Source organism: Paenibacillus sp. R-74696 (assembly GCF_055814915.1).
The window spans coordinates 1-15125 of the sequence record NZ_JBPULM010000017.1 but is presented as its reverse complement, the minus strand read 5'-3'; the positions used below and the strand labels follow the sequence as shown (position 1 = coordinate 15125).

Annotated in this window: 9 protein-coding genes and 1 pseudogene; 2 read left to right on the top strand and 8 right to left on the bottom strand. The window is 50.9% G+C overall.

Translation table 11 applies throughout. From position 1 onward, the window contains the following. Positions 1-196: 196 nt before the first annotated feature. Both ACSR9A_RS02775 and ACSR9A_RS02770 read left to right on the top strand, forming a co-directional pair. Positions 197-856 carry a cupin domain-containing protein gene (locus tag ACSR9A_RS02775; RefSeq protein WP_473755481.1) on the top strand — a complete coding sequence of 220 codons (660 nt, stop codon included), beginning with the start codon at positions 197-199 and terminating at the stop codon, positions 854-856. A 316-nt stretch (positions 857-1172) separates the two neighbouring features. After that, positions 1173-1700 carry a GNAT family N-acetyltransferase gene (locus tag ACSR9A_RS02770; RefSeq protein WP_473755480.1) on the top strand — a complete coding sequence of 176 codons (528 nt, stop codon included), beginning with the start codon at positions 1173-1175 and terminating at the stop codon, positions 1698-1700. Here the strand turns inward: ACSR9A_RS02770 and ACSR9A_RS02765 are convergent. From ACSR9A_RS02765 to ACSR9A_RS02730, 8 genes and pseudogenes are all read right to left on the bottom strand, one after another. After that, positions 1690-2139, bottom strand: coding sequence for a DUF441 domain-containing protein (locus ACSR9A_RS02765; RefSeq protein ID WP_473755479.1), 450 nt, complete (start codon positions 2137-2139; stop codon positions 1690-1692). The two genes, ACSR9A_RS02770 and ACSR9A_RS02765, sit on opposite strands and share 11 nt — an antisense overlap. 70 nt (positions 2140-2209) lie before the next feature. Beyond that, positions 2210-2392 carry a hypothetical protein gene (locus tag ACSR9A_RS02760; RefSeq protein ID WP_341282635.1) on the bottom strand — a complete coding sequence of 61 codons (183 nt, stop codon included), beginning with the start codon at positions 2390-2392 and terminating at the stop codon, positions 2210-2212. A gap of 92 nt (positions 2393-2484) precedes the next feature. Next, positions 2485-2853, bottom strand: coding sequence for a DUF423 domain-containing protein (locus ACSR9A_RS02755; protein WP_473755478.1), 369 nt, complete (start codon positions 2851-2853; stop codon positions 2485-2487). 74 nt (positions 2854-2927) lie between these two features. After that, positions 2928-3713, bottom strand: coding sequence for a GNAT family N-acetyltransferase (locus ACSR9A_RS02750; RefSeq protein ID WP_473755477.1), 786 nt, complete (start codon positions 3711-3713; stop codon positions 2928-2930). 33 nt (positions 3714-3746) lie between these two features. After that, entirely contained in the window at positions 3747-4469 is a 723-nt protein-coding gene (locus tag ACSR9A_RS02745) for a hypothetical protein (RefSeq protein WP_473755476.1), read from the bottom strand. 157 nt (positions 4470-4626) lie between these two features. After that, entirely contained in the window at positions 4627-5073 is a 447-nt protein-coding gene (locus ACSR9A_RS02740; protein ID WP_473755475.1) for a MarR family winged helix-turn-helix transcriptional regulator, read from the bottom strand. 16 nt (positions 5074-5089) lie between these two features. After that, on the bottom strand, positions 5090-5989 hold the full coding sequence (locus ACSR9A_RS02735) for a DUF72 domain-containing protein (protein ID WP_473755474.1): 900 nt from the start codon (positions 5987-5989) through the stop codon (positions 5090-5092). 432 nt (positions 5990-6421) lie between these two features. Beyond that, a pseudogene (locus ACSR9A_RS02730) lies at positions 6422-15073 on the bottom strand (non-ribosomal peptide synthetase); the annotation flags it as partial. Positions 15074-15125 lie beyond the last annotated feature (52 nt).

The following is a 15125-nucleotide window of genomic DNA, read 5'->3' as shown; positions in this document are numbered from 1 at the left end:
TTCCTCCCTAGCTTTGATGCTTTAACTTTAGCGCCTGGGAGCGAGAGAGCCAATTCACGATACACTTGTTCTAATGGACTATATTCTGATTTCACGAGGCATCAATTGAACCGACTTCCGCGCCAGCTCTTCACCTCCGTCTAGGCAGCTGCATACACTGCTGGAAAAACTGCGATTTCAGAAAGGCAGGCCGATCATGAGTACAGAATATGTAGACCTCGCTTCACCCGCATTAAATTTGTTTTACGATGTTAATTGCGCCCCCTTGTTCCATAAGGACTCCTGCAACTACTTAAACCAATTAACGGCACAACAATTGCCTGTGCTAAAAAGCACGTCGTTTTTCGATGCGCATATGACCAAAAATCATATTGTTGAGCCGCATTGGCATCCCAATACGACGGAGCTTGTATTCGTCACGCATGGTGAAATTGTCGTTTCGATTTTAAATCCTTTTACGAAGCAGCTGCTTACTTACCGGTTATGCGACCATCAAGCCGTATACATTCCAATGGGCTGGTGGCACTGGATTATTGCGTGCAGCGAGCATACGCATTTTATTACGATTTTTGATGACCGCTGTCCACAAACGGTATTCGGCTCTGACGTACTGCGCATTACGCCGAAGGAAGTGTTCCAGCTCGCCTATTGCGTCAATGCCGGTCAGCTGGCCCATGTGCTGTCGCCGATTCAAAATACGACCATTATCGGACCGGCGTGCGTCAATGCCCAAGCTGGCGCAAGCGGATATGGAGGCTACGGCCACGGAGCGGCGCAAGGCGTACAGTGGCGAATTGGCAACCCGCCGCCACAGGCTTTGGATGAGGAGCAAGAGCAGCAGGAGCTGCAAAGGTAACGACGGCTTCCTATCCTCTGCTCACCTAACGGCACATGCAAAAGGCACGCCAACTCCACCTGAAGAGGTGCAAGCTGGCGTGCCTTTCGTTTTGTCACAAAGCTCCACAGCAATAAAGCCTTGTAATTATGGAGGATTTTTGTATTATTAGAGGAATAAGCTGACCCTGTATGAAGTCATTTTTCAAAATATAGGAAAGGATATGATTGTTCCATCCTTTCTCTATATTTCTACGCGAAACGGTAGCTTTTCCGCCAGAGGACGGCTTTCGGCCGTTTACGCTTGAAACTATTCATTGTGAAATGGAGCTCTTTACATGTTAATTGCAACTGAGCGTTTATGGATTCGTCCATTTGAACCAGAAGATTGGAAGGCTGTGTTGGCGTACACATCCGATCCTGCTGTTATGACTTACATACCCGGCGGCGTACATAGTGAAGATGATGCGCAGCAGTTTATCAATGATAATCTCGGCAATCAAGCGCAGCATTACGCTGTACTCTTGAAAGATAGCAATCAGCTTATTGGACATATTGTGTTTCATAAGTATTTTGGCGAGCACACCTATGAGATCGGCTGGGTATTCAGCCCTCATTATCGAAATCAAGGCTATGCCTCGGAAGCTGCATGCTCCATGCTGAAATATGGGTTCGAGGAGCTGCAGCTGCACCGAATTATTGCTACCTGCCAGCCCGAGAACATTCCCTCCTATCGCGTAATGGAGAAAATCGGCATGCGCAGGGAAGGCTTTTTCAAAAAATGCATTCCTAATGGCACCCATGAATGGTGGGATGAATATTACTACGCCATACTGCAAGAAGAATGGCTCACCCTCACTTGCTAATCAGCAGCGACAGCAGTCCTGCCGCAATAAGCGGGCCGACCGGAACGCCTTTAAAAAAAGCAACGCCAATGATCGTCCCGATAATCAGCCCAGTCACAATCGTCGGCTGGCTGGACATCAGCTGAAAGCCGCGCCCGCCCAAATAAGCAACCATCACGCCGACGACGATGGCCGCTATCGATTTCCAATGGAGAAAGGATTCATAGACGGATTTCATACTGATCGTTCCGCTCGCCAGCGGCGCGAGAATGCCAATCGTCAATATGATGATGCCCAAAGTGAGGCCGTGTTTCTCGATCCACGGGAAAGCCTGATGCACATTCGTTACCCGGAGAAGCAGCAGAAATACGGCAGCGATGGTGATGGAGTTATTTTTGCTCAATATGCCCAGCAGCGCGAAAAAAAGCAGCAGGACAGACGGCGTGTCGATTTGCGGCATTTGCTGAATCCCCTTTCTCTTAATTAGCAATAGTTTGTCATTTATCAGGCTTTGCTAATCCTTGCAAGGATTAGCGTCTTCGATTACGCCGTTTGATCCATTCCATCAGCTCCATACAGCCGATAAACAATGCAAATAAAATAAACAATGGAATCGTTTTTCCGAAATCCATTAGTTTGAACAGAGGAGCGACAACCGCTGTCGTCCCCACAACAACTAGTCCCAGCACCGAAAGGCGCCATCCCGTAAACATAAACCAGCTTCCTCCCAATCCTTTTCGCAAAATGACCAAAGAGCCTGCCCGCGGCAAGCTCTCTCGTTTTCTACGGCTATGCAGCTATGCAGCTAGCCTTGAACAATTGCAACGGCCAGAATAACCCAACCGATCAAAAAACACAGTCCGCCCAGCGGAGTAATCGCGCCCAGCTTCTTCACACCGCTGAGGCTAAGAGCATAAAGGCTGCCGCTGAACAAAATAATGCCAGCAAATAAAAACCAGCCTGCGGTTACGACGAGCCCGCTCATAAGTATGCCGCCTGCTAACACACCGGCAAGCAGTAAGCCCAGCGCATGGGCAATCTGGTATTGCACCCCAGTCTGATAAATAGCCAGCATGTCGGCGGAAAGCTTCTTCTTCAATGCATGCGCGCCAAAAGCGCCGAGCATAACCGCTAAAAACATATTGATGCTGCCGAGCAGCAATAAAGTCGTCATTTCGTCCTCCTGCATCTTCCCATTATTCGCTACAGCTTTGTCCATTGTATCATTATTACAAGTAACAACCTAGATCAAATATTCTCCGCTGGAGACATGCAAGGCCATGTATAGGCAAGCAGCTCAAAGCCTCGTTTCTCCAAAATCGGGCGGCTCATTGGACTTGCATCCACCGTCATCAAATGAAAGCCTGCCTGCCAGGCAGCCTGCGCACGCACAGCCAGCAGCGCTGTATAAAACCCTTTGCCGCGGTATTCCGCAAGCGTAGATCCTCCCCAAATGCTTGCAAACGACGTTCCTTCGTGCAAATACATCCAGGCGGCGCTGACCATTTTGTCTCCCTCATAAGCGGCATAGATGCGCAGCCCAATTTGCTCATCCTGCAAATCCTGCTTCAATCGCTCCCCATGCTCCATATGGGAAACACCCCATACTGCTTCTTCCAGCGCTACTAATGCATCAATGCCTGCCGCATCCGTCACAGGGCGAATGGCTGGTGAAATTTCACACTGGAGCAGCTCATGCCCTTCCGCAAGCTGAATAACCATCATCGCTTCTTCTTCGCCGATGTCGAAGCCATGTGCCAGCAAGCGCTCTTTGAGATTGCGAGGCTTGTCATCGCTGTACACCTTCCACTCAAACGACTGTCCCAGTCCGCGAAAATAGGCGAGCTGCGCCTCAATGGCTTCATCAACGTTGTCTTCGTTCAAATCCGTATAAAGAACGAAGCCGCCTTCGCCGTCATTTTCGAGCGCGATTTGCCGAATAATACTGCCGTCCGTCTCCCGACGATATCCCGGAAACGCTATATCGATTCGCTGCTCCTTCGTAAATATGGCTATCAGCTGTTCTCGGTTCATCTCAAGCTCCTTCCTCTTGCTCTATCTTCTGCCTTATCCTTGTCCACCAAAATCAAAGGCGTCATGCTTTATATATATCGTCTTGCGTTGTTTTCCTTCTCGGCCCAGCCGAATGTTGAACGAATCTGTTTTGGCCAGCGCCGCATATTGCGGCTCGCTGATGGCCCTTGGAATGGCGCTGCGGATAAGTTGGGCCGCAAACTGGTGGAACAAAACCAGCTCGCCCCGCATCATGTTCTCAATATCGCCGCCCAATATTTTTCCCCCATATGCTTTGCGCTGCTCATTTAAATTCGTCATCAGCTCTGGTACGAACTGATACAGCCAGGCGGTATTATAATTTTCCGAATAAGGCTCCGCATCTTCATAACCCTGCTCGCCATAGGCCTCTACCCGATAGCCAAATAACTCTACCGTACTGGGGGATGCCTGCAAGCTATATTCAATGATGCTAATGGCTCCGATCCGTCCCTCCTGCTGCCTGGCATACAGCCGATTGCACAGCTGGCGAAAAGAAGATAAAAACAGCTCGATCAGCTGTTCTTGATGGATGTGGTAATAACGATTTTCCTGAAATACCGTTTGTTCAAGAGCAGGTATAAAGCAATTTTTATAGAAGTGCCTAAGCGCCCGTACTTTTCGGATATCCTTCCGCTCTCGCCGCCTGCACGACTCTTCCCGTCCAAATCCTGTCAGCCTGATCCATTGGAAAGCTGCCTCCTCGGCATCTTTGCTGCTGTGGCCTGTACCGCCCAAAGCATTCCCTCCTCCAACCATTTTCCCACGCGCCCTAGTTTATCTTTCTATTAATCTTTTAATTATATCGGTGGGAAATGTTGGATTGTTAAGAGGATATTTGAACAGATTCCAAGAAACCTTGTGTGCCGAAAAAATCTAGCAGCTGCCGAAACGGTTAATTTTTCTCGATTGATGCCTGCAAATGATTATTAATTCGCAGCATCAGCGAAATCATAAGCTCATATTCCTCTGCGGAAATGACCTTTTTGACTTCATCGTTTACCGACTCATTTATGGCGATGGTTTCATTAATAAGCTGCTGGCCTTTGTCCGTAATATAAACAACAAAGCTGCGTCGATCCTGAACGCCAGGCCGCTTGTGAATCAGCTGCTCCTTCTCCAAATGGTCGATGATACGGGTAACGGTGGGATTTTCCTTACTCGTCCGCAAAGCAATTTCCTTCTGGATCAAGCCATCCGACTTGCTGATTTGAAGCAGTACCGACCACTGCTCTGGCGTAATCGCATATTCTCTCAAACGTTGCTGAAAAAAATTAGTAAGCTTGCGATACGTCATTCCCATTGTAAAGCCAATCGACTGCTCAAGTCCCTGATAAGGCATAAACCTGTCCCCCACTCTAAAATAACTCCAACTGCTCCACCGCTGGCGGCTCTGGCTCATTGCGAACAAAATAAGGCCCTTCCCCATCCGGACAGTTCAGTCCAAGCAGATCCATCAGTTCTTTGGCATTATCAGCCGCGTCTCCGCCGGAGTTATTGTTAAAAATAATGCATATATTCTTGCTCTGCTGCTGCAGCTTCTTGATATGGTCTGCCCATTCTCGAAGCTCAGTACTGTTGTAGCGGTATAAATAGCGAACCTCGCGCCAATTCGGCGCTCCGCTCTGGTTCCAGCCCGATACATTTCGACCATGCAGCCTAACGAGCGTCAGTTCCTGATCGGTCGCATGCAGCACAGTCGGCACCGAGCCAATGCCTGCCTGCGGCTCATCACATACGCTGTGTATCCAGCCCTCGCGCTCCATGAACGCCAGCGTCCTCGTACGAAACTCCGGCATAAACCAGCTCTGATGGCGGAACTCCAGCGCACAGCGAATGCTGCCCATTCTGAGCTTCGTTTCGCGAAGCAGCCGGACATTATCCTGCGTGCAATCAAACCATGGCGGATACTGGAACAGTACGGCGGTCAGCCGCCCAGCCTCCATAACCGGTTCAATAGATTCGCGGAAAGCAGCGAACATTTGCCCCGTGTCATTTAATGCCGCGGCAGCTGCCGCTTCACCGCGCTGATGCCCTGTCATGCCTTGATAGGCTTTTATCATAAAATGGAGCGAGCTCGGCGTTTCCGCCACCCATTTGGCGAACCTTTCCCGGGATTGAATCGCATAGAAGGAGCTGTCTACTTCGACGACGGGAAAATATTTTGCATATTGGCCCAGTCTGTCCTTCGCCTTTGTACCGGGAATATACAGCGAATCATGGTCGCCCCAGCCTGTAAGTCCGATTTGAACAGCCATCATTCGGCTCCTTTCGTATGTCCTTGGCATGTTATAGGTCTGTTGAAGATGTCTTTTTTATGATAAAGCAACTGTAGTTGCTTTGACAACTTTTGCGCGTATTCACAAGATAATGGCCGTCCAGCCATTGATCCACTTGTTCTTTTCAAAATGATCTATCTGGGTGATTGAGCGAAGCTTCGCGGATGCTAAACAGCTATATGGGTTTCGCTATTAACGGTTGCGGGGGCTGATCCCCAAAACAAAGAGAAACCCGATCGTCTTGAGACAAGACATGGGGTTTCCCGTCAATCTGAAAGCCTGATTACTCAGGCTTCCTGTTTCTTTTGGTAAAAAGAAAACTTCCCGTTAAGCAGACAGGTTTAATGAATAAACCGACTGCTTAACGAGGAGCATTTCATGAATAGGGTTGACCTTTTTTACGGGTCACCTTTAAACAGTGAAATTTTCAAGTATAGATTTTATAAGTAAGGCGTTGGTTGAAGCATAATCTCTTTCTAGCATCTGCTCATGTTTGCCGTTTCCTAAATAAATGTGCAGTTGCCCCATTGTTAAAGTGCTCCAGGATTTCCTTCTCCATTCCTCTTCTCCTATGGGATCTGCTGATTGGATTAGATGAATTTCAGCCTGAACTTCTCCATTTGTTTGCATCCCATCAATCCATGCTGTGTAAGCTAGGATGTTTTGTTTAACTTTTTCTGCTGTCTCCCCGGGAACATGGCGAATGAACATCGAAATCTCTTCTTTTAGCGTCTCCAGATACGCTTCTTGCTGCATATTAGATGAAGACGTTTCTCTCGGATAGGCGTCAAACATAAGGATATCCGCTACTTTACGACCCTGTTCCTCCAGTCGCTTGGCTACTTCAAATGCAAGGTTGCCTCCGGCAGAGTAGCCCAGCAAATAAATGGGACCCTGAGGCTGCAATTTTTGAACTTGTTGTGCAAAGTATTCCGTTGTATCGTCGCAAACGATGAAATCATAGGCATATATAGTTGCCGTATCCTGCAACGATTGTGCCATCATCGTGAATACTTGCCCATAGCCTACGATTGGCGGGAAGCAATGCAAAGTTAAACCGTTTCCTTTGCTGCTGTTCCATACAGATACCCCTGTACCTTGCTGCTCTGTAGAATTATCAAAGTGGTTTCGACTTTCCAACTGCTCGGCAAGCTCCATGACCGTCGGGAAAGTGAAGGCGGTACTAAACGATATTTCCACATCCAACCTGCTGCGAGCTTCTCCGATCATATGAATCAGCTTCAAAGAATGTCCGCCTACATCGAAGAAATTATCGTGAATGCCAACCCGTTCTATGCCCAGAACCTCCTGCCAGATGTCAGCAAGCGCTTGTTCCAGCGGATTCCTTGGCGCAGTGTAATTGGCTTGAAGCGGCTCATTTTGCTGCAAAAGAGATAAACGTCTGCGATCGACTTTTCCATTAGCTGTAAGCGGCAATTTATCCAGTTGCACGAAGCGGTTTGGAATCATATAGGCTGGAAGCCTCTGCAATAATGCTCTCCGCAATTCCCCGGCCGTAAGCTCGCTATCCGCTACGTAATAGGCATATAGCTGCTTCTCTTTCGCGTCGTTTTCGCGAGCGATGGCCGCGGCTTCCTTCACCGCCTCTACTTTCATAAGTTGCGCCTCTACTTCGCCGAGCTCAATACGGAAGCCGCGTATTTTTACTTGGTCATCTGCGCGGCCTAAATATTCCAAGTTTCCGTTTGACAGCATTTTGGCCAAGTCCCCTGTACGGTACATCCGCTTCCCAGGAACGAATGGATGGTCAACGAACTTCGCTGCGGTCAAGTCGGGACGACGGAAGTACCCTCGCGCGACTCCATCTCCAACGATGTATATTTCTCCCGGTACTCCAATCGGCACTTGCTTACGCTCAGCATCAAGCAAATAAATGCTTACATTCGCAGCCGGTACCCCAATGGGAACGGAACCGCTCGTATCCGTTTTCGGATCGTAACGATAAATCATGCAGCCGACAACGGTTTCTGTTGGTCCATATTCATTGAATATCGTGATATCTCCGCCAAACTTGTCGTGGATGCTTCTCGCTATATCCGTTCCAAGATTGTCACCTCCGACAATTAGCTTACGGATGTTTGAGCCGGCCCTTATATTCATTTCTTTGATTATACTTAAATGGGCCGGTGTCAGCTTGATAATGTTAACTTGGTTATCTGTTACGATCCGCTCGATTATTAGCGCTTTGTCTTCTCCACTGTAGATGCGAATAAGATTGCCAGTAAGTAGCGGCGTGAATATGGATGTTACCGTCAGGTCGAAGGAAATGGATGAGTACAGCGGAAAATCAAGCTTTTCCCCAGCGACATATACCTCTTGTGCCCACCACAAGTAATTCGTCAGGCCTTGGTGGGTAATCATGGCGCCCTTCGGATTTCCCGTCGTTCCCGACGTATAGATCACATAAGCAAGATCGTGCGCGCTAGATATCGGCTCTATATTCGACTCTTCTTCGCTAAAGACCTCCGGATCATTCAGATTGATAAGCTTTCCTTCAAAATGTACGTGATTCAGCAAATGCTGCTGCACTAGCAGCACCTCCGAGCCAGCGTCCTCCAGCATGTAACGGATGCGCTCTTCAGGATACTCCGGATCTATTGGCACGTAAGCCCCACCAGCTTTTAGCACGGCCAGTATGCCTATAATCATTTCGACGGATCGATCAGCCAGTATGCCAATCAAATGATCCGGTCGCACGCCGGATGCTCGCAGCGTCCTTGCCAAGCGATTGGAACGGGCGTTTAGCTCGCCATACGTCACTTGCTCTTCATCATGAACGACGGCTACCGCTTCTGGTGTTTTTTCCGCCTGCTGCTCAAACAAATGGTAGACTGTTTTTTCGCTTGGGTATTCCGATGCTGTCGCATTGAATGCTGCAAGCTGTGTGTGCTCCTCCGCTGTTAGGATATCTAACGACGCTAGCCTTGCATACGGATTTGCCGTAACGGATTCAACTAGCTGCTCGAATTGCTTCGCCATCCGGAGCACCGTCTCTCGCTTGAATAAACCAGAAGCATATTCGATGCTGCACGAGATACCATTTTCCATTTCCTCTAACTGGAAGGTTAAATCAAACTTCGCCGCAGTTTGTTCATTTGCATATGGCTGAATCTGCAAGCCCTGCATTTGCAAATCTCTTTGTTCCATATTTTGCAAAACAAACATCGTATCAAAAATCGGGTTGCGGCTCATATCCCTGCTGACCTGCACCTTCTCCACCAGTTCCTCAAATGGATAGCCTTGATGCTCGTAAGCGCCTAGCATCGCTTCCTTGATTTCTTCCAGGTACGATATAAAGGTTTTCTCGCGCGCCGGATAGCTGCGGATCGCCAATGTGCCTACAAACATGCCCACCAGCGACTGGAAGTCGCCATGTGTTCTGCCCGCAATTGGCGTACCGACTACAATATCTTCCTGCCCCGAATATTTATGCAGTAAGGTTTTGTATATCGCCAGCAATATCATATACAGCGTAGATCCGCTTTCGGCCGCTATGCGCCGCAAACTTTCACTCTGCTCAGCGCCAAGCATAAATGACAACTCTTCACCCTGGAAGCTTTGCACCGCAGGCCGCACATAATCCGTTGGCATTTCCAGAACCGGTATATCCCCGCTAAACACATCCAGCCAGTACCCTTCCTCCTGAAGCTGACGCTTCTTCTGCTCCTGAGACTGCTCCCATGCCGCATAGTCCTTGTATTGATTGCGTAATGGGGGCAGTTCTTCCCCGGCATACATGTGTGCAAACTCTTCTACCAAAATGCCCATCGAAATTCCATCGGAGATAATATGGTGCATATCGAGTACGAACAGATGGCGATCAGATGCAAGCTCGATGAGTCCGGCGCGCAAGAGCGGCGGCTGCTCCAGATCAAAGGTGCGAACGAATCGCCGCATGACTTCTGCTGTTTCCTCTTCACTTGCCTGGATATATTCCACAGCAAAGTGCACTTCATTGTGCACGCGCTGCACCGATTCACCTTCCTCCATATGGAAGCTCGTTCGCAGCGTCTCATGCCTTGCAATTAGCTTGTGCAGTGCGGCCTCGAACAGCTTTCGGTCCAGCGTTCCTTCCAGCAGCATGGCTCTCGGCAAATTGTAGCTCAGCCCCGTCCCTTCAAGCTGATGCAATATATACAGCCTCTTCTGAGCTGAGGAGACGGCATAATACTCTTTTTCTTCGATCGGTTGGATAGTCTGGAACGCCTGCTGCTCCATGTCTGCAATTGCTTGAGCAAGCAGCTCGATGGTCGGGAACCTGAAAATATGTCTCAGCGGCACGTTAATATGCATTTCTTTATGCAGACGGCTCACCATTGCCGTTGCCCGCAATGAGTGACCGCCAATCTCAAAGAAGTTGTCGTGCACACCTACCCGTTCAAGACCGAGAACTTCTTGCCAAATACGGGCAAGATTCGCTTCGATGTGCGTGCGCGGCGCTGCATATTCGACCGCAGCAGGAATGATTCCTTCTGGCGCTGGCAGCGCCTTGCGGTCGATTTTGCCGTTTGGCGTCAGCGGCATGCGTTCGAGTTGCACAAAGTACGTTGGAATCATGTACCCCGGCAATTGATCGGCTAAGTGCCTTCTTAGTTCTCCAGCAGCCAGCTCCCGATTGGCCACAACATACGCACAAAGCTGCTGTACTGCGCTGCTATCGGCCTTTGCGACCACAACCGCTTCGCGCACCGAAGCCATTCGGCCAAGCTGTGCTTCTATCTCCCCAAGCTCGATCCGGTACCCGCGAATTTTCACCTGACTGTCCATACGCCCTACGTATTCGAGCGTACCGTCTGGCAACCAACGTGCAAGATCACCAGTCCGATACATTTTTTGCCCTGGTACAAAAGGATTATCAACAAATCTTTCCGCCGTCAATTCCGGTTGATTCAAATAACCGCGTGCCACCCCGTCTCCAGCCGCATACAACTCTCCAATTGCGCCCAGCGGCAGCAGCATGCCTAATGGATCGAGCACATATACTTGCGTATTTCCGATAGGACGGCCAATTGGAATCAAGGCACGATCCATATCTTCCAAACGGATTGTATGGCAACTTGTAAATGTCGTGTTTTCCGTCGGACCATACCCATTAATCAAACGTAAGTGCGGAAAACGTTCCATTGCTTTCTTCACATGCGCTCTGGATACTACATCGCCTCCGACGAGCAATTGTCTGATTCCTGCCAATCCTTCAAGCTTGTGTTCTACCATAACCGTGAACCATCCTGACGTGAACCATGCAATCGTAACCTGATGCATTCGGATCGCTTGCGTCCAATCTTCAAGTGACAAAGTGACTGGAGGCAGAAGCGCCAATACCGCTCCATTCAGCAAGCTGCCCCAAATCTCAAACGTCGCGGCATCGAATGAAATAGTTGATCCCTGCAAGAAAACGTCATTTTCGCAAATATCCACATAACTCGCATGTGTCACAAGTCGAGCAACCCCGCGATGCGTGACGCACACTCCTTTGGGAGTCCCTGTCGAGCCGGAAGTATAGTTGACGTACGCCATCTGAGTTGATTCTGTGGCCGATGCCAGATTTGAACCATCCTTGTCATAAGCCTGCTCAGCATCAAGCAGCACAATCATCGCATCAGTATACACAGGTCTTTGTAAATGGCTCTGGATCAGTACGGTTCGCACATTTGCATCCTGCATCATGTAGCGAATGCGCTCCTCCGGATACTCCGGATCAATAGGCACGTAGGCCCCTCCAGCTTTAAGAATCGCCAATATCCCGACAATCATCTCAAAAGAACGCTCTGCCACAATGGCTACCAGTTGTTCCGCTTCAAGTCCCGCCTGCTGCAGCGTCCGTGCCAACCGATTGGCCTTATCGTTTAGCTCGCCGTAAGACCATTGCGACTCTCCAAATAAAATGGCTGTTGCATTCGGCCTTCGTTCCACTTGGTCCTCAAACAGCTGATGAATAGCCAGCTCTCGTGGATACGCTACTTTTGTATCGTTGAACACGTCTATCAGCCGCGTTCGTTCCTCATTCGTCACCATTTGCAGCATCGCAAGGCTTGCCTGAGGGCGGGCGATCATCTCATCAATCAACCGGATAAAGTGCCCCGCAATCCGCTGTATAGTTTCCGGCTTATACAATGAAGTTGCGTACTCCAAGCTGAAAGCGACCCCATCCTCACCCTCTACTGCCTGCAAGGTCAAGTCAAATTTCGCTGTCCTTTGTGCGCTGGCATACGGCTTCATTTGGAGCCCATCCAGTTCAAACTGCCTGCTTTCCGTATTTTGCAGGACAAACATCGTGTCAAACACTGCATTACGACTTAAATCACGATTAACTTGCACATTCTCAAGCAGTTCTTCAAACGGATATTGCTGGTGCTCATAGGCGTTAAGCATCGTTTCCTTGACCTCATTTAAGTAAGCCGATAACGCCTTCTCACCCGCTGGATAGCTACGGATGGCCAACGTGCCAACGAACATACCAATCTGCTCTTGCAAGTCGCTATGCGTTCTGCCCGCAACAGGCGTACCGACGATAATGTCTTCTTGCCCGGAGTATTTATGCAGCAAAATCGTATACGCCGCGAGCAGCACCATATACAAGGTCGATCCATGCTGAGCAGCAAGCTCATGTAACGCATCCCTCTGATGCGAATCGAGCTCAAAGTCAAACACGGCTCCATCGGACTGTCTCACCGCAGGACGTGCGGCGTCCGTCGGTAGCTCCAGCACGGGCAATTCTCCAGCCAAGGCTTTCAGCCAGTAAGCTTCATGCTCCTTCATTTGTTCTTTATTGGCCTCAGACTGCTGCCAAACTGCATAATCCTTGTACTGAATCCGCAGCTCAGGCAGCGTCTCCTCCCGATATAAACGGGCGAATTCGTCCACCAAAATATCCATCGACGCGCCATCGGAAATGATGTGATGCATATCCAGCAGCAGCACATAGCGCTCTTCCGCCCATTCGATTAATTCGACCCGCAGCAGCGGCGCCTCGCTGAGGTCAAACGGCTGCACGAATTCGCGCACACGAGCTTCGACCTCCTCCTCGCTTGCCACTACTACATAGGCAACCTCAAAGTCAACGGCTTCCTTTACCCGCTGCATCGGTTCGCCCTGCACCAGCTCAAATTCGGTACGCAGCGTTTCGTGACGGGCAATCAGGAGCCCGAACGCTGCTTCAAAACGCGCTCGGTTTAGCGGTCCTTCCAGCAGCAGCATCCCCGGCATATTGTAGCTTTTCCCCGCTTCTTCTAGCTGCTGTAAAAGGTACATCCGTTTTTGCGCCGAGGATAGCGGATAGTAGTCTCTGGCTTCCACACGAGGAATGGCCGCATACGCCTTCTGTTCCCGTACGCTAATCACCGCTGCCAGCTCTTCAACGGTCGGATAGAGAAACACCTCTCTTAACGGCACCTCCGTCTCCAAGGCCTGATGCAGACGCGATACCAGCGTCATCGCCCGGAGCGAATGGCCGCCAAGCGCAAAGAAGTTGTCGCGAATGCCGACGCGTTCAAGTCCCAGTACTTCCTCCCACAGCCGCGCAACTTCCGCTTCGACTGGTGTCCGTGGCGCGACATACGCCGCTTCGCTCTGCGCCTCGACTTCCGGCTTCGGCAGCGCCTTGCGATCCAGCTTCCCGTTAGGTGTTAGCGGCATCTCAGGCAGGGATATGATGTACGTTGGGAGCATATACGAGGGAAGTCCCTCTGCCAGCTTGCTTCGCATCTCCTTCGCTCCCAGCTCGCTGCTGCCCGTCACGGTCACATACGCGCATAACTCCGCTGCGTCCGTCTCCCTTTCTCCAGCGATCACCGTCACCACCGCTTCTTTTACCCCTTCGATTTGCAGCAGATGCGCTTCCACCTCGCCCAGCTCGATCCGGTAACCCCGTATCTTCACCTGATGGTCCATCCGGCCCATATGCTCCAATCGACCATCCGGCAGCCACCTGGCTAAATCGCCGGTCCGGTACATTCGCTCCCCGGGCACAAACGGATGCGCGACAAACCGCTCCTTCGTCAGTTCCTCGCGCGCCCAGTAGCCTCGGGCTACGCCTGCTCCTCCGATGCACAGCTCTCCCACCGCTCCGATCGGCTGCACCTGCAGCGCCTCGTTCAGCACATACACCTGCGTATTCCCCAGCGGACGGCCGATGCTCATTTTTCCGCCTTCGCTCGCTCCTCTCAGGTGTTCAAACGTCGACCAGACCGTCGTTTCCGTCGGCCCGTACATATTGTACAGCTCCGCCTCCGTTTGTCTGCGCAATTGGCTTTCCAGCGTGGCAGGGAAGGGCTCCCCGCCAATCAGCAGCGCCTGCATCGGACGCAGCGCAGCTGCACTGCGCGCATCCTCCAGCAGCATCACCAGACGGGAAGGTGTCGTCTGCATCATCTGGGCCGGATGCTTCGTGAGCAGCGCAGCCAGCTGCGCGGGGTCCTGCTGCTCCGCTTCGCTCGCCAGCAGCACCTGCATGCCGCAGCTCAACGGTACCCAGCTCTCCGTCACGAAGATGTCGAAGGACACCGTCGTCACACTGAGCATGGTTGCAGATGGTGCAAAGGGCAGGGCTTCCACCATCCCCGTCATAAAGTTGACCACGTTTCGATGCTCCACCACCACGCCTTTCGGCATGCCGGTCGTCCCCGAGGTGTAGATGACATACGCGCTGCCTTCAGCGCGGGTCTCCACCTCCGTTGATGCCGTGGAATAAGCTTTCAGTTCCTCCACAGAGGCGAACCTCACCTGCGAATCCTGTTGTCTATCTGAGGCATGCTCCTCCTGCTGTCCATTTGAAGCCTCCTGCTGTCCATCAGAGCCCTGCTCCTCCAGACACAGCACCTGACGCAGCGGGGTTTCTACCCAGCCCGCCACCGTTTCTCGTTGGGCTTCTTCGCTTAAGAGAATGCTGATTCCAGCATCTCGAACCATCCCTTCGATGCGGCCGGCTGGCAGCGCCGGGTCCAGTGGCACATAGGCTGCACCAGCTTTCATAATCCCCAGCAGACCGGCGATCAGCCAAGGCGAACGGGACAGCAGCACACCGACGCGGTCTTCGCTGCTCACGCCCTGCGCGCGCAGCCAGCCCGCGATGCGGTTGGCTTGTCCGTCCAGCTCG

What these genes read in the sequence shown, in the direction of transcription:
- ACSR9A_RS02775 (WP_473755481.1), top strand. Translation starts at nt 197, where the DNA reads ATGAGTACAGAATATGTAGACCTCGCTTCACCCGCATTAAATTTGTTT.
- ACSR9A_RS02770 (WP_473755480.1), top strand. Translation starts at nt 1,173, where the DNA reads ATGTTAATTGCAACTGAGCGTTTATGGATTCGTCCATTTGAACCAGAA.
- ACSR9A_RS02765 (WP_473755479.1), bottom strand. Translation starts at nt 2,139, where the DNA reads ATGCCGCAAATCGACACGCCGTCTGTCCTGCTGCTTTTTTTCGCGCTG.
- ACSR9A_RS02760 (WP_341282635.1), bottom strand. Translation starts at nt 2,392, where the DNA reads ATGTTTACGGGATGGCGCCTTTCGGTGCTGGGACTAGTTGTTGTGGGG.
- ACSR9A_RS02755 (WP_473755478.1), bottom strand. Translation starts at nt 2,853, where the DNA reads ATGACGACTTTATTGCTGCTCGGCAGCATCAATATGTTTTTAGCGGTT.
- ACSR9A_RS02750 (WP_473755477.1), bottom strand. Translation starts at nt 3,713, where the DNA reads ATGAACCGAGAACAGCTGATAGCCATATTTACGAAGGAGCAGCGAATC.
- ACSR9A_RS02740 (WP_473755475.1), bottom strand. Translation starts at nt 5,073, where the DNA reads ATGCCTTATCAGGGACTTGAGCAGTCGATTGGCTTTACAATGGGAATG.
- ACSR9A_RS02735 (WP_473755474.1), bottom strand. Translation starts at nt 5,989, where the DNA reads ATGGCTGTTCAAATCGGACTTACAGGCTGGGGCGACCATGATTCGCTG.